Origin of the sequence: Flavobacterium hydrophilum, from assembly GCF_003202405.1 — a bacterium.
Taxonomy (GTDB): domain Bacteria; phylum Bacteroidota; class Bacteroidia; order Flavobacteriales; family Flavobacteriaceae; genus Flavobacterium; species Flavobacterium hydrophilum.
Map to the genome: position 1 here is coordinate 163966 of NZ_QJHL01000001.1, position 16118 is coordinate 180083.

At 33.7% G+C, this 16118-nt stretch carries 12 protein-coding genes and 3 tRNA genes; 9 read left to right on the forward strand and 6 right to left on the reverse strand.

The window, feature by feature from the left end:
- The first annotated feature begins 30 nt into the window (after positions 1–30).
- The 3 genes from DMB68_RS00770 to DMB68_RS00780 all read left to right on the forward strand — a co-directional run bounded on the left by DMB68_RS00770 (position 31) and on the right by DMB68_RS00780 (position 3833).
- On the forward strand, positions 31–1263 hold the full coding sequence (locus tag DMB68_RS00770) for a glycoside hydrolase family 27 protein (RefSeq protein ID WP_110344784.1): 1233 nt from the start codon (positions 31–33) through the stop codon (positions 1261–1263).
- A gap of 10 nt (positions 1264–1273) precedes the next feature.
- Positions 1274–2239 carry a glycoside hydrolase family 5 protein gene (locus DMB68_RS00775; protein ID WP_110344785.1) on the forward strand — a complete coding sequence of 322 codons (966 nt, stop codon included), beginning with the start codon at positions 1274–1276 and terminating at the stop codon, positions 2237–2239.
- Between the two features lie 568 nt (positions 2240–2807).
- Positions 2808–3833 carry a porin gene (locus DMB68_RS00780; protein WP_110344786.1) on the forward strand — a complete coding sequence of 342 codons (1026 nt, stop codon included), beginning with the start codon at positions 2808–2810 and terminating at the stop codon, positions 3831–3833.
- Positions 3834–4407: 574 nt separating this feature from the next.
- Here DMB68_RS00780 and DMB68_RS00785 read toward each other — a convergent pair.
- From DMB68_RS00785 to DMB68_RS00805, 5 genes are all read right to left on the reverse strand, one after another.
- The gene (locus DMB68_RS00785; protein WP_110344787.1) at positions 4408–5319 is read right to left on the reverse strand and encodes an N-acetylmuramoyl-L-alanine amidase; all 912 of its coding nucleotides are present in this window, start codon (positions 5317–5319) and stop codon (positions 4408–4410) included.
- Positions 5320–5347: 28 nt separating this feature from the next.
- On the reverse strand, positions 5348–5881 hold the full coding sequence (locus tag DMB68_RS00790) for a hypothetical protein (protein ID WP_110344788.1): 534 nt from the start codon (positions 5879–5881) through the stop codon (positions 5348–5350).
- 45 nt (positions 5882–5926) lie between these two features.
- Positions 5927–7240 (reverse strand): 30S ribosomal protein S12 methylthiotransferase RimO, encoded by a 1314-nt coding sequence (gene rimO, locus DMB68_RS00795; RefSeq protein ID WP_110344789.1) that lies wholly within the window; start codon positions 7238–7240, stop codon positions 5927–5929.
- 220 nt (positions 7241–7460) lie between these two features.
- Positions 7461–8969 carry an OmpP1/FadL family transporter gene (locus DMB68_RS00800; protein ID WP_110344790.1) on the reverse strand — a complete coding sequence of 503 codons (1509 nt, stop codon included), beginning with the start codon at positions 8967–8969 and terminating at the stop codon, positions 7461–7463.
- 324 nt (positions 8970–9293) lie between these two features.
- A complete protein-coding gene (locus tag DMB68_RS00805) occupies positions 9294–10016 on the reverse strand; it encodes a hypothetical protein (RefSeq protein WP_231131555.1) in 723 nt (240 codons plus the stop codon).
- Positions 10017–10117: 101 nt separating this feature from the next.
- On the opposite strand from DMB68_RS00805, the gene proS reads away from it, so the two are divergent.
- The 6 genes from proS (at position 10118) to DMB68_RS00835 (ending at position 14901) form a co-directional block, all read left to right on the forward strand.
- Positions 10118–11596, forward strand: coding sequence for a proline--tRNA ligase (proS, locus tag DMB68_RS00810; RefSeq protein WP_110344791.1), 1479 nt, complete (start codon positions 10118–10120; stop codon positions 11594–11596).
- An 80-nt stretch (positions 11597–11676) separates the two neighbouring features.
- A tRNA-Glu gene (locus DMB68_RS00815) sits at positions 11677–11748 on the forward strand.
- A 37-nt stretch (positions 11749–11785) separates the two neighbouring features.
- Positions 11786–11857 (forward strand) — tRNA-Glu (locus DMB68_RS00820).
- Between the two features lie 44 nt (positions 11858–11901).
- A tRNA-Glu gene (locus DMB68_RS00825) sits at positions 11902–11973 on the forward strand.
- Positions 11974–12129: 156 nt separating this feature from the next.
- Entirely contained in the window at positions 12130–12381 is a 252-nt protein-coding gene (gene rpsT / locus DMB68_RS00830) for a 30S ribosomal protein S20 (RefSeq protein WP_089052957.1), read from the forward strand.
- Between the two features lie 150 nt (positions 12382–12531).
- The gene (locus tag DMB68_RS00835; RefSeq protein ID WP_110344792.1) at positions 12532–14901 is read left to right on the forward strand and encodes a GAF domain-containing protein; all 2370 of its coding nucleotides are present in this window, start codon (positions 12532–12534) and stop codon (positions 14899–14901) included.
- Between the two features lie 15 nt (positions 14902–14916).
- Here DMB68_RS00835 and DMB68_RS00840 read toward each other — a convergent pair whose 3' ends face one another.
- On the reverse strand, positions 14917–16095 hold the full coding sequence (locus tag DMB68_RS00840) for a Pycsar system effector family protein (protein ID WP_110344793.1): 1179 nt from the start codon (positions 16093–16095) through the stop codon (positions 14917–14919).
- Positions 16096–16118: the final 23 nt, after the last annotated feature.

Consider the following 16118-nt stretch of genomic DNA (forward strand, 5'->3'; position numbering starts at 1 on the left):
TTTTATAATGTGTTTTAAAATATAAAAAAAATGAAAAAAATAATTTTAATATTGGCTTTGTGTATTTCAGTATCGGGTTTTGGTCAGGGAAATACACACAATCAAGCAGGAGGAAAATTTGAAGGTCTGGCAATGACTCCACCAATGGGATGGAACTCGTGGAATACTTTTGCAACCAATATCGATGAAAAACTAGTAAAAGAAACTGCAGATATTATGGTTTCATCAGGACTGGCTGCAGCAGGTTATAATTATATAGTTTTAGACGATGGCTGGATGGCTAAAGAACGGGATGCAAATGGAGATTTAATACCGGATCCGGTTAAATTTCCTAACGGAATGAAAGCTGTAATTGATTATGTACACAGCAAAGGCCTAAAGTTTGGATTATACAATTGTGCCGGAACACAAACCTGTGCCGGATATCCCGGAACTCGTGGTTACGAATATCAGGATGCCCGTTTTTATGCTAAACTCGGAATTGATTTTCTAAAATACGATTGGTGCAACACAAAAGGGATTACTGCCCCCGAAGCTTATACAACAATGAGTAATGCATTAAAAACTGCCGGAAGACCTATAATGTTTAGTCTTTGCGAATGGGGCGATAATCAGCCATGGGAGTGGGGTAAACCTGTTGGGAACCTTTGGAGGATTTCAGGAGATATTTACCCGTGTTTTGATTGCGAATTTAAACACCCTGAAAATTGGTCATCCTGGGGATTCATGAAAATAGCAGACATGCGTAAAGACATTCGCAAATATTCAGGTCCTGATCATTGGAATGATTTTGATATGATGGAAGTAGGTAATGAGATGAATGATATTGAGGATAAAGCGCATTTTAGTTTATGGTGTATGCTGTCGTCACCTTTGTTTAGCGGAAATGATTACAGAAAAATGTCTAAAGAAACATTAGCAATTTTAACTAATAAGGAATTGATTGCTGTAAATCAGGATAAATTAGGTATTCAGGGTTTTAAATATTTAGCAGAGGATGGATTGGAAGTTTGGGTAAAACCATTGTCTGATGGGAATTGGGCAGTTACTTTTTTAAACAGAAGTGAAGCAACTAAAAAAATCAATTTTGATTGGAAAAAACATGTAATCAAAGATGTAGATTTTGGTTATGAAGCAGACTTTAATAAAACAGTTTTTAAAGTAAAGGATCTTTGGAAAAATAAAGAAATTGGTAATACTAAAAAGAATTTTACAGCAGATATTGCTTCTCACGATGTTATCACACTCAGATTAATTCCATAAACCCTTTATTATGAAATCAAAAATTAAGCTTTTTGTCGCTACCTTATTATTAATGTTTTGTTCTGCAAATGCCCAATTTGTAAAAAAGCATGGGCAGTTAAGTGTTCGAGGAACTCAATTGGTTGATAAAAATAATGACCCAGTGGTTTTGAGGGGAATGAGTTTTGGCTGGCATAGCATGTGGCCAAGATTTTACAATGAAAAAGCGGTTAATTGGCTGAAAAAAGATTTTCATTGCAATGTAGTTCGTGCCGCTATGGGAATCGAATTAGGAGATATGTCTTATATAAAGGATCCGCGGTTTTCGAAAAATAAAATTGAGGTAGTCATAAAAGGGGCTATTAAATCTGATATTTATGTAATTATAGATTGGCATAGCCATAATATAAATTTAGAAGAAGCAAAGGCTTTTTTTGCTGAGATGTCTAAGAAGTATGCTGAATATCCAAATATCATTTACGAGATTTTCAATGAGCCTGATGATGAAACATGGCCACAAATTAAGTCGTATGCTGAAGAAGTTATTAAGGTAATAAGAAGTAATGATCCTGAAAATATTATTCTGGTCGGATCTCCGCACTGGGATCAGGACGTTAATCTTCCGGCAGCTGATCCTGTTTTAGGATATAATAATATAATGTATACGATGCATTTTTATGCTGCAACCCATGGAAAAGAATTGAGAGATACAACTGATGAAGCAATCAAAAGCGGACTTCCAATTTTTATTTCAGAATCAGCGGGTATGGAAGCTACAGGAGACGGACCTCTCAATATGAAAGCATGGCAGGAATATATTGATTGGATGGAAGCCCAAAAATTAAGCTGGATTACCTGGTCAGTCTCTGATAAAGATGAAACTTGTTCGATTTTGCAAAAATCAGCTAAATCTGAAGGTCGCTGGAAAGAAAAAGATTTGAAAGAGTCCGGAATTAAAGTTCGTGAATTTTTAATAAAATATAATAGTCAGGAGTAATATCAATTCGTTACTCATGCATAAAGAAAGCCTGTTCAAAACGAACAGGCTTTCTTTGTTTTTAAAAGGTTTTATGGCTTTTCGTTAAGAACTAATCTTTGTTTTTTTGTAAGAATTTTAACTGTTTGTTTTTTGTGTTAGCAATGAAGGTGTTTAGTGATGGTGTTTTTTTGTTTTTTAATTAATGCCCCTATTTTTTATAGGGGTTATGGTTTTTTAAAACTATAAATTAATTAAAAATGTAGTATTTTTTATGTTTTTAAATTCGTTAACCCTATTTTTTTAAATTAAAACTAAAAAATACTGTTGATGTATTTTTAAAAACATATCCTTATAAATGTGAAAAAACGATTATTTTTAATTTAATTTTTGTAATCCGTAAATCTTCATCTAAAACGTCAAAAAAATAGATTTCGATTATTCTACTCATACAAAAGTTAATAAATTCGCTGAAGAAAATGATGATGATTTAGACGGATTTGAAGTTCAAAAAGTGCAATCGTATTATATAATAGAGATAAAAATTTAACTAACCAGAATCAATTAATAACTAAAAACAATTTTACACATGAAAAAAGTATTATGTATTTTATCATTAGCCTTAACAACAAGTTTTGCATTTGCACAAGAGGATGCACCAGAAACTACTCCTTTAGAAATCACAGGTTCCGGGGATATATATTATAAATATGATTTTGCCAAAGTTCCTAATATCCCAACAAGTTTCGCAACAGATCAGAATTCTGTTTCTTTAGGAATGTTAGATATTGCTTTGAAGAAGAAAATAAAGAACATTTCTTTCGTAGGTGAAATTTCTTTTGGACCAAGAGGTCAATACCAATCATTACCAAATGGTGATGGAAGTAGTTCAAATGCGGACAATTCATTCCATATCCAAAATTTGTACGCTAGTTATGCAGTTACTGATAAACTTAGCCTTACTGCAGGTTATATGGGGACATTTATTGGGTATGAAGTAATCTCTCCTGTAGCTAATTTTCACTACTCTACTTCTTATTTGTTTTCATACGGACCATTCCAAAATGCAGGTGTTAAAGCAAATTATGCCATAACTGAAAAATTTGGCGCAATGGTAGGGGTGTTTAATGACTCCTGGAATACATACAAAGCAGATTCTCAAAAAGGATTAAATGCCGTTGGAGGTCAATTGTCTTATGTAACGGATAAAGCGAGTGCTTATGTGAATTTTTTGGATGGTTCGGTAAGTGGAACTATTGTTGATTTGACTGCCACATTTCAATTAACTGAAAAATTCAAATTAGGCTTAAATGGCGCTGATTTTTCTAACGAAGGTGATGTAGGTTATTCAGGAGCGGCTTTATATCCATCTTATGCAATCAGTGATGCTTTTTCTTTAGGCTTACGTGGTGAATATTTTAAATTTAAAGAAGGATCTGGAGATACTAATGTTACTGCTTTTACTTTATCAGGAAATTACAAAATAAACGGTTTAACTATTATCCCGGAGTTTAGACTTGATTCTAACTCAGATGAAGTTCTGTTTGTAGACTCTGATTTGGCTCCTGCTAAATCTGCTTCTCAAGTACTTATAGCTTTAGTTTACGGATTCTAAGAACTAATTGCAACAATATACTCTTTATAGAGGTAAAGATTGATATTTTTTTTTTTTTTGGAAGCTGTCAAAATTGTAAAATTTTGGCAGCTTTTTTAATTAGTTACAATTTGAGATTAATTCTGTTTTACAATTAAGTATATTTTTAGTTAAAGAATCAATTTATTAATACAATAGATATTGTACAGATGCTTCTGTTTTTTTTGTTTTATACCTTTTCTAAAATTAAGATTTAATAGCCTAAAAAATATAAGGAAGGTCATTCTTTGAAGACTGGCACAGCCATAATATAAATTTAGAAGAAGAAATTCTAATGTGATTTATAAAGTATATGACTATTTTAAATTCATTTAAAATGGTCTAAAAAAGTATAAATTGGATTGTAAAATAAGTTTGAGTCCCTACATAGTATGGTTTTGGGTTCTTGCTAATTTGAAAGATAAATGTTTTTAGATATGACATTTGTAATTGTAGTTAAATTTGGTATAGATAAAGAGGTTGCAGGAAGATTTTAAATATAAAAAAATGCGTTCTGAATAGTCCAAAACGCATTTTTTATAAAGTTATTTATATATTATTGAAGTTGCTTCTTGTAAATCGAATAAATGGTGTCTATTGTTTTTCGATCTAAAGTAACTGTAGTGTCTGTTTGGATATAATGTAATTTAAAAGCCATTATTGCTGCCGAAAGATTTTTGGTGTTATAGCCAATAATTCGCAATGCAGGTTCAATTTTAAAATCAAAAGGGGCTTCTTCTAAAACTTCGTCAGGCCATATTCCAAATCCTTTTTCTGCCAACGTTTTCCATGGAAATAAAGCGCTAGGGTCTTGCTTTCTTCCTGGAGCGATATCAGCATGACCTAATATATTTTGTGTCGGAATGTTGTAGTCTTTTTTTAATTTGGTTAAAAGAGCTACTAAACTGCTTATTTGAGCTTCAGTAAAAGGTTTAAAACCATTATTGTCAAGTTCGATACCTATTGAAGAAGAATTTAAGTCAGTATTTTTGCCCCAGCTAGAAGCTCCGGCGTGCCAGGCTCTTAAATAATCATTGAGCATCTGAACAACTTTTCCGTTTTCAGAAATGATATAATGAGCGCTTACCTGTGTTCTGGTTTTTGTAAATGTACTTATAGTTTGTTGTAAAGAATCCTGAGCAGTATGGTGAATAATGACGAAGCTCGGTTTTCTCAAATTAAAATTGACAGTTCCAACCCATTCCGTGTTGATGCCATTTAATAAAGCTGTAGATCCTGTTTTTGAAAGTGTATCCTTTACGATGCCCAATTGAGAAGCATAAGTAGTATCAATAACTACAGGTGGAACTACGGGCATTATAGGCTGAACTTCTTTACTTGTTATTTGGTTTTCTAACGTTTTAAGCTGTTGATCATAAACTTTCTCAGTAGTTTTATAGGGGTTTTTTGTCCCGCAGGAAGTAATAATAATGGCTATAATCAGATAGCAAAAATGTTTTTTTAACATGTTTTAATTACATTTTAGATTGAGATGTTTATTCTGCAGGTTTTATTTCTTCAGTATCTTCTTTAACTTCTTTTTTATCTTTCTTCTTTTTTGACTTAGTTTTTTTGATTTCTTTAAAATTAGCCATAAAAGCAGTATATTTCTCTACTTGGCCAGGATTTAAAAAAGCGGTTATTTTTTTGTTTGTAACTTCTCTTAATGCATTTATCTGCTCAACTTTCTGATCCTGACTACTGCTTTCGTTTTTCAACAGAACACCTTGCTCTCTCATGCTGTCAGCTAAAACATTTGTAATGGCAATAACCTGCAATTCATCAAGATTTACTTCCGGTTTCATTTGTTCTACAATTTTAGCAGCTGTTTCTTCTACAGGAACTTCTTTTGGCTTGCTTGGGCTGCTTTGCGGGCCCTGCATCATGCTTCTGTCCATTCCCATTCCGCCGCCTCTTCCGCCATAGCCATTACCATAGCCATTATTGTATCCGTTTCCATATTGAGCCGAAACCGAATTAAGGCTTAATAAAGTAAAAACTAATAGAAAAAAAGATTGTATAAGTTTCATAAAAGTATTTTCTAAGTTGAAATTTAAAAATCGGTTACGGTAAATTTAAGCAGGTTCTCCGTATAAATCAAATTCTGTAGCTTCTATTATCTTGATATTAACAAATTCACCAGTTTTTACGTAATGTTTTGAGGCATCTATTAAAACCTCATTGTCAACATCTGGACTGTCAAATTCTGTTCTTCCTACAAAATGAGCGCCTTCTTTTCTGTCAATAATACATTTATAGGTTTGTCCAACTTTTTCCTGATTCAAATCCCATGAAATCTGAGATTGTAATTCCATAATTTCATTTGCTCTTGCTTGTTTTACATCGGCAGGAACGTCGTCTTCCAATAGATAAGCGTGGGTGTTTTCTTCATGAGAATAAGCAAAACAGCCCATTCTGTCAAATTTCATTTCCTGAACGAAGTCTTTTAAGATCTCAAAATCTTCCTGAGTTTCGCCTGGATAACCGACAATTAATGTGGTTCTGATTGCCATTCCCGGAACTGCAGCACGGAAATCTTTTAATAATTGAGTTGTTTTGGCCTGAGTTGTTCCTCGACGCATCGATTTTAAAATATTGTCAGATATATGTTGCAACGGAATGTCAATATAATTACAAATTTTCGGTTCGTGTTTCATTAATTCCAAAACATCCATCGGGAAGCCAGTAGGGTAGGCGTAATGCAGACGAATCCATTCAATTCCTTCAACAGCTGCTAATGCTTCTAATAATTCAGCAAGATTTCTCTTTTTGTAAAGGTCCAGGCCATAGTAAGTTAAGTCCTGAGCAATTAAAATCAATTCTTTAACACCGTTTTTAGCTAAGCCTTGTGCTTCTTTTACTAATTTTTCAATAGGCTGCGAAACGTGTGAACCACGCATAAGCGGAATAGCACAGAAGCTGCAGGGTCTGTCGCAACCTTCTGCAATTTTTAAATAAGCATAATTTTTTGGAGTCGTAGTTAAACGTTCTCCTAATAACTCATGTTTATAGTCGGCCCCCAGAGCTTTTAAAAGTTGAGGTAATTCTGTAGTGCCAAAATATTGATCTACATTCGGAATTTCTTTTTCTAAATCCGGTCTGTAGCGTTCAGATAAACATCCTGTTACAAAAACTTTATCAACTAAGCCTCTGTCTTTTTTATAAGCATATTCCAAAATCATGTTTACTGATTCTGCTTTCGCATTGTCAATAAAACCACAAGTGTTGATTACGATAATGTTCCCTTCTTCTTTTTCAGGAGCTTCATGTTGTACTTCTTTACCGTTGGCACGAAGTTGTCCCATAAGCACTTCACTGTCATATACATTTTTCGAACACCCAAGAGTGATTACGTTAATTTTGTTCTTTTTTAAAGACTTGGTTCTCATACTTTTATAAATTGGAGTGCAAAATTACACTTTTTTATTCAAACACCGCTTGTTTAGAGTTGTTTTAGGTGTTTTTTCAGGAGCTATTTCCTGCTATCTGTTACAATCTTTTGCTTTTTAAGAAAAAAAGCAAAAGGATTTTCACTTCTATCAGGGCTAAAAAAAATCCGTCGGGTAAAGAACCAGACGGAAATCTTCATTCATCTATTTTGATTTCTAATTACAATTCAAATAATAAGGTAAGCGTAACATTGTTAAGTTTAGAATTAATTTTTGCCGGGTCAGTTAATCCGGTCGCAAAAAATCCCTGATTGGATTCTCTTTCAGTATAGGAATATGCTAAATCTAATTTTGTTGATCCAAAATTATACCCCAAGCCACCAGAATAACTGTTTAGATCTCCAATTGTAGATTCGTTTTTATAAGGGCTTCCTTCAAAACGATATCCTCCGCGTAAGCTTAGTCGTTTGATTTTGTATTCGCCTCCAATTCTTAATTCACCATTTGAGGTTAACTCATTGTTCATTGTGTTATTTAGTCCTCTGAATCCTGAATCGTTTGTGGGTTTGAATTTGGTATTTCCGTAATCTTTAATAGAGTAATCAATGCTAATTAAGCCTGATTTCCCAAATATATAAGCGCCGCTAAAAGTAAATTTTCCTGGAGTTTGCAAAGTATATGAGTCATAAACGTTTGTTATATTAGGATTTACGTCATAGTCAATAGCTTGATTTGCGTTATTTTCTGTTGTTGAGTATAAACTTTGTGAAATTTCATCGTATAATTCATACCAGGTATTTGATTCGTAAGCTAAGCCTAATCTAAATGATTCTGTAACTTTTGCAATGGCGCCTAATTGAAAAGAAAATCCATTTCCATAGGTGTACAAGTCATTGTTAAAACGCACATTGGATATAGTTTGAGTTGGTTCCAGTTCGCTCGTGTTTCTTTCGAAAAAACTGCTGGATCTTCTGTAGTCGGTAACATGAACGTTTAAATTGGCTCCCAGATAAATCCTGTCTTGATAGGATGTTGCGATATTGAAACTTAATTTGCTATTGTATCCCCGCGCATAAATTTCATTTTCCTGTATATAATTTCCACCAGTAGGAATGTTAGTGTTGTATTGTGTGTTGTTAGTATCGTTTGGGTTAGCTGGGAGTATTACTTTTCCATAAAATCCAAAATAAGCTTGCTGTTCATCATAAAACAAATCTGTGTAGTCGAAACCAGTAATATCTCCTAAAGGTATTCCATTCGCATAATTTAAAAAATAGCGGTCAATTGAATTTTTGTTTTTATTTGTGCCTCTTGAAAAGACATTATTGTTGAAATTATTGGTGTTCTCATATGTAGCACCAATTGCAATTTTTTTCCAGTTACTATTCGGATTATGATCATTAAAAACAAAAACAGCCCCGACTTGGTTTAAAATAAAAGAGTTTTCCTTGTCGCTGGTCTGTTCGCCAAAATAATCAGAATTATTTTTGATACTTTGATTGCTAAAAGTAACTCCAACCTGATTGTTTATAAATATAGCAGATCCGGCTGGGTTAACGGATAAAGATGAAAGATCTCCTCCAAGTGCTCCAAAGGCGCCACCCATTGCTCTAAAGCGGGCGGTTCCGGTTATATTGTCTTGTGCATATCGCATAGCGTCGGAAATTTCCTGAGAATGTGATATGCTGACAGTTAGTCCTGTTATAAGTAGGATAAGTATTTTTTTCATTTTTAATTGAGTTTAATATGTATTCAGATACGCTGAAGAAAGAAATTGTTACCTTCTTCCTCCGCCTCCGCCACCGTATGATCTTCCTCCGCCGCCGCCGCCAGATGATCTCATACTTCCACTGCTGCTTCCGCTGTTGTATGAACGGGAAGATGAAGAGCTTGGTGTTGAGTAGCTTCTTGATGAGTTGTTGTTGCTACTATTATTGTAAGTTCTGTTATTAGTAGTAGTGGTGCTTGATCTTCTGTTAGAGTAATCAGTGCTATTACTTTGAGTTGTAGTGTTTCTTCGATTCGTAAAATTCGGGCTTGAATTATAAGTTCTTCAATTTACAGAAGAATTTCGTCTGTAGTCTGAATAGCTGTTTTGTCTGCTTGTAGAACTTCTATTGGTTGTGTAGTTTCTGTTAGAAGTATAATTTCTTCCCGAGTTATAGTTTCTTCCGGTACTGTAGTTTCTGTTAGAGGCATAATTTCTTCCTCCATAATAAACAGCAGATCCTCTTCTTCCGTAGTTGTAAGAGTAGTTATTGTAGCCATAGCCGCCTCCCCAGTATCCGTAACCTGGTCCCCAATATCCAGAATAACCCCATCCAGGTCCCCAATACCCTGGGTATCCCCAGAAACCACCACCGTAGCCCCATCCATAATAAGGACTTCCCCATCCAAATCCGTAGCCCATAGACCAGTAAGGATCTGAGTAAAAGTTTACTGAAATCTCTGAGTTGGAGCTTCCCCATGAAGGATATGCAGTGGCTGTAGAAGTAGTTTGTGTACTGTCGCTTTCTGCATAGTTGCCGTAGCTGTCTACATCTGTAAAGATTTCTGTAGGCATATTGTCATCTTGTAATGACTTGAAATAATCTTGATATTGGTTATTAGCAGTACTAGTATTTGATGATTGAGCATAAGTGCGGTTGCCATAAACTCCATCATTGTCATTATATGAAGTGTTTTGGTAAGAGCCACACGATGTCAGTAGAAAACTCAGTATTCCTATTGCATAAAAATAAACTGAGTTTTGGTGAAGGTATATAGAAGTTTTCATATCTGTGGTGTTTTTTATTGTTGCACATTACAAAAATAGTTAGTTTTGTCAAACTATTTAGTTAAAAAAAATAAAACAAAATTTGTGCCAAACTATTCAATATGAGTAAGAACCTCACTACAAGATCAGAAGATTATTCGAAATGGTATAACGAACTGGTTGTTAAAGCAGATTTAGCCGAAAATTCAGGAGTAAGAGGATGTATGGTAATTAAGCCATACGGATATGCTATTTGGGAAAAAATGCAGGCTGAGTTAGACAGGATGTTTAAAGAAACCGGACATCAAAATGCTTACTTTCCTTTATTTGTGCCTAAAAGCATGTTTGAAGCTGAAGAAAAAAATGCAGAAGGATTTGCGAAAGAATGTGCTATCGTGACACACTACAGGTTAAAAAACGATCCTGATAAACCCGGAAAACTAATGGTTGACCCGAATGCTAAACTTGAAGAGGAGCTTATTGTTCGTCCAACAAGTGAGGCAATTATCTGGTCTACATATAAAGGATGGGTGCAGTCCTATAGAGATTTGCCTTTATTGATTAACCAATGGGCAAATGTGGTGCGTTGGGAAATGCGTACCCGTTTGTTTTTAAGAACGGCTGAATTTTTATGGCAGGAAGGACATACTGCACACGCTACAAAAACAGAAGCATTAGAAGAGTCTGAAAAAATGATGAATGTTTATGCTGATTTTGTAGAAAACTTTATGGCAATTCCGGTTGTAAAAGGTGTAAAAACCGAAACAGAACGTTTTGCCGGAGCTGATGAAACATATTGTATTGAGGCTTTGATGCAGGACGGAAAAGCATTACAGGCAGGGACATCACACTTTTTAGGGCAGAATTTTGCAAAAGCATTTGATGTAAAGTTTGCTAATGCCGAAGGAAAACAAGAGCATGTATGGGGTACTTCATGGGGAGTTTCGACACGTTTGATGGGAGCTTTGGTTATGACACATTCTGATGATCAGGGATTGGTTTTGCCTCCAAATCTAGCGCCAATACAAGTTGTTATTGTTCCAATTTATAAAACCGATGAACAATTAGCCGAAATTACAGCTGCGGTTAATGATTTAACAGCTAAACTTAGAAAATTAAGAATCTCGGTTAAATATGATGACAGAACGACGCAAAAACCAGGATTCAAGTTTGCTGAGTGGGAATTGAAAGGAGTTCCTGTTCGAATTGCTGTCGGTCCAAAAGATTTAGAAAACGGAACTTTTGAGGTTGCAAGACGTGATACATTATCAAAAGAAACGGTTTCTGGTGAAGGAATCGTGAATTATATAAATGACCTCTTAGAACAGATTCAGGCGGATTTATTTAACAAAGCATTAGACTATCGCAATGCTCATATTACGGAAGTAAATAGTTTTGAAGAGTTTAAAGAAGTCTTGGATGGTAAAGGCGGATTTGTTTCGGCTCATTGGGACGGTACAGCTGCTACTGAAGAAAAAATAAAAGACTTGACAAAAGCAACAATTAGATGCATTCCTTTGAGTCATGTAGAGGAGGCGGGAACCTGCGTTTTTACTGGGAATTCGTCTATGAAAAGAGTGTTGTTTGCTAAGGCTTATTAAAAAAAAAATATTTTTTTTGCATCAGGTATTGTACATCTTAAAAATAGTTGTATTTTTGCATCCGCATTAGAGAAACACACGGTCCGTTCGTCTATCGGTTAGGACGCCAGGTTTTCATCCTGGTAAGGGGGGTTCGATTCCCCCACGGACTACTTTTTTTATGCAGATGTTATTACACTTGATGTTAATGGTCCGTTCGTCTATCGGTTAGGACGCCAGGTTTTCATCCTGGTAAGGGGGGTTCGATTCCCCCACGGACTACAATTTCAATTTTATTTTAAATTGAAAAGAACTTAGAAGAAATTGGTCTGTTCGTCTAGGGGTTAGGACTCCAGGCTTTCGTCCTGGTAACAGGGGTTCGATTCCCTTACAGACTACAAAAATTAGTTGTAAATAAGTTTTGTGAAATAAAAATTGGTGTCTCTGTTTTTATTTTATTAGTTAAAACCAAAGTGATTGTTTTACAATTGTGGGAGGTTTTTCTTTTTTAACTAGTATTTATAATAATTATTACATCTAAAAATTTAAAGAAAATGGCAAATCATAAGTCAGCATTAAAAAGAATCAGAAGTAACGAAAAAAGAAGAGTTCTTAACAGATACCAGCATAAGACTACTCGTAATGCTATCAAAGCGTTAAGATTAGCTACTGACAAATCTGATGCTACTGCAAAATTATCAACTGTAATTTCTATGATTGATAAATTAGCTAAAAAGAACATCATTCATGATAATAAAGCTTCTAACCTGAAGTCTAAATTAACTAAACATGTTGCTAAATTGTAATTAATTGCAATTTACTAAAAATATAAAGTCCTCTAATGAGGACTTTTTTTGTTTTAATAAGTTTGAATTGAAACGTAATTGAAATTAAAACAGAAGAAATAGAAAACAGATTGACTTAATTGTTAATTTTGCATTCTAAAACAAATTCAGATGAAACCTGTTTTGCACACAGATAGTCCATTTAAAACTATCATCTCTTTTCATAAATTAATCGAGTCTTTTGAAGAAATCGCTTTGTCGGATGTTGATTATCGGTCAAATTATGCAAAAGCTATTTTAAAGCAAATAGAATCAATTCCGGAATTCAGAACCGGGATAGAAGATTACAGTCTTATTAAAAATCATGAGGCTTTAATCAAAAATATAATGGCTGACTTGTTTCCAACAGCTTTAACTAATAATGAGATAAAGGCAGTAACAATCCCTTTTCAAAACATTTCTTTTAATTATACCGAACGTTTTAAGAAAATTTTGCGCAATGCGGGCGATGAATTTTATATGGAAATCCGTGATTTTGATGATCACCAATTCTATATCAGTAATTGTTGCTTGATTTTGAGTAGCTATTATAAACAAAACATAGAATTTAATAAAATCTTTTTTTATGATATTCCGGATGAGAGTGGAATTGAAAAGCATTATCGTATTATGTACAATGCCGATTTTATGGAGATTACTCCAACATCTAATTCGGTAAGACTCTCACAAGACGATATTGATTTATTAATAGATAATTACAGTGACATTGATCTCTGGAAAGCTAAATTTCCACCGGGAAGCTGGGTATTAAAAGGCTTTGGAATTGTTTCTTTATTTGATGCCACTACAGAAAGTGCTATTTCAAATTTGAAAAGTAATTTGCTAAAACCGGATACAAAAACAGTGGCATCAAATGATATTATCGAAAATATCTTTAAATCAATCTTTAAAATTCCGGATCTACAAGTCGGTTTTATCATCTATAATCCTGAGGAGGAAAAATTTATCAGACCTGTTAAGTTTGATAATCAGCTGCAGAGTTTCCTGCTTTCTACGAATCAGGAAGTAGAATGCAAAAATGCTTTTTTTGGATGTTCTTTTGAAAATTTATTAGACAATAAAGAACCTTTTGTTATTTCTAATGTTCAAAAATTTAAAGAAGAATCTACAAACAAACATCTTGGGGAACATTTATTAAAGCAAAATATTCAAAGCTGTGTATTTGCTCCGGTTATTAAGGACGGACATTTGTTAGGGGTAGTGGAATTGGTTTCAAAAGTTCCAAGAGCTTTAAACACAGTAAACGCTACAAAACTGGATTTGGTTTTACCTTATCTTACCGATACAATTGACCGATATAATACCGATATGCAGCATCAGGTTGAAGCGATTATTCAGCGTGAGTATACTACAATTCACCCTAGTGTATATTGGAAATTTAAAAAGGAATCTCAAAATTATTTTCAAAATACAAATCCGGCGAAAGATTATATTTTCAAGGAAATTGTGTTTAAAAATGTATTTCCTCTATATGGGCAAATTGATATTAAAGGTTCTTCTGAACATAGGAATGATACCGTGAGAAGGGATTTGAAAAATCAGCTGAATACTATTTTACAGATTTTCGAAAATCAGAAACCAAACAGCAATCTGATGCTTTTGGAGCAGCGTAAGTTTGAATTGGAATCGTTGCGTGATGAATTGGATCAGCCTTTAAAAGCGGATACTGAACAATATATTCAACGTTATATAGAAGAAGAAATTCATCCAATTTTAAAAAATACAAAAGATACGGCTATCAATAAAAAACTGGAAGAACAATACTTTGAAAGTCTGGATGAAAAAACAGGAATGTTTTATCAGGAAAGAAAGAAGTTTGATAATGCAATGTCTATTATAAACAAAAAGCTGGCTTCTGTTCTGGATAAAAAACAAGTAGAAGCTCAGCAAATATATCCGCATTATTATGAACGTTTTAAAACTGACGGTGTTGAACATAACTTATATATAGGAGCTTCAATTTCGCCTACAAAACCTTTTGATATTATGTATCTGCATAATCTGCGTTTATGGCAATTGCAGACTTTATGTGAAATGGAGCTGGAACATCATCAGCTTAAGGAATCTCTTCCTTATGAATTGGATGTTACTTCGCTTATTTTAGTTTTTAGTTCTGCTCTTTCAATCCGTTTTAGGATGGATGAAAAACGTTTTGATGTAGACGGAACATACAACGCCAGATACGAAGTTGTTAAAAAACGTATTGATAAAGCACATATAAAAGGCAGTATAGAGAGAATTACCGAGAAAGAAAAAATAACAATCGTATATTCTCAAAATAGTGAAGAAGCTGAATATTTAAAATATATCAAATATTTACAGCATAAAAAAATACTGGAACCTGCGATAGAACAATTTGAAGTTGAAGATCTTCAGGGTGTTTCGGGTCTGAGAGCAATTCGCGTTAAAGTAATTAATAATGTTACCAGCGCTGCGACAAAGAAAATTACTTATCAGGATTTATTAGATGAGCTCAACTAAATTTGTTGAGCTTTTTTAAATGCTTTTAAAAGCGATTACAAATGCAATTACCGTAATGATAATTCCGACCATAAAAAAGTTATAGGCAATTCGGAGTAAATTGTATTTTCGCTGTAAAACCAATCCAAGATAATACAAATCTTTGATCATTGTAGAATATAGATAATCACGGTCTTTCATCATTTCATTCATTGCCCAGTCGTAATCTTCAAGAGGCATTTTGTAAAAATTCCCAAAGAACATCAAATTTACTTTTTTGGCTTCGACATCACCTCTGGTAAAAAATCCTGAAGTCACTTTAGGTCTTGTTGATAAAATAGCAAAAATGATAGTGATTACGCTCGAAATCAGCATTATGAAGGTAGGTAGAACCAAGTGAGCATTTTTTGGGCTATCTAATTTTGGAATGATAGAAGAAAGTGCAATTGAAATAATAATAGCATTTACAGATAGTAAAATATTTGCTTTGCTGTCTGCAATTCCACTTAAACGTGTATGATTTCCTAAAGTGACACGAAACAAAGTGTCAACACCACGCTCTGTTTTTTCTGATTTTTCCTTTTTTTTGTTTTCTTCTTCAATAGTAATGGCTTCTTTTATTTCCTGTTTGTTTATTTTTTTCTGAATTTTAACCAGGTTTTTTTCTTTTAAGGGCTGCCATTTTTTTTGAGCATAATCCGTGTAAAAACGATGTTTGGTCATTAAAAATTTGAAATTTTCTGTAGCCCATTCCAAATTAGAAAATTCAACAATTCCGGTATTTTTTAATTCAAGACGCAATAATTCACATGTGCTTGTATATTCAGGACTAATGATGTGAATGAAGTCAGCATCTTTAATTATTTTTTCTAAATGATTCTTCGGAACATATTCTTTAGCCGTAGCAGCTATAAGCTCTCCTGTTTTTTTTATAAAATCATCTGATTGATTTCTCTCTTTTAGGAATTCTGTAGCAATCTTTATGCTTTCATTTTCGTGATTTTCATAACCTTTTGTGTATCCAGTGTCATGAAACCATGCAGCAACCAAAAGTAATTCCTTTTCATCAGCATTTATTTTCTCTTTCTCGCACAATTCTTTTGTTGCATTTACCACACTTTGAGTATGGTTAAAATTGTGGTAAGAATATAAATTAGATAGTTTATCTTTGAGTAAATTACTGACGAAATCTTCGGATTGTTCTACTAGATTCATATAGAATATTTTTATACCACTAA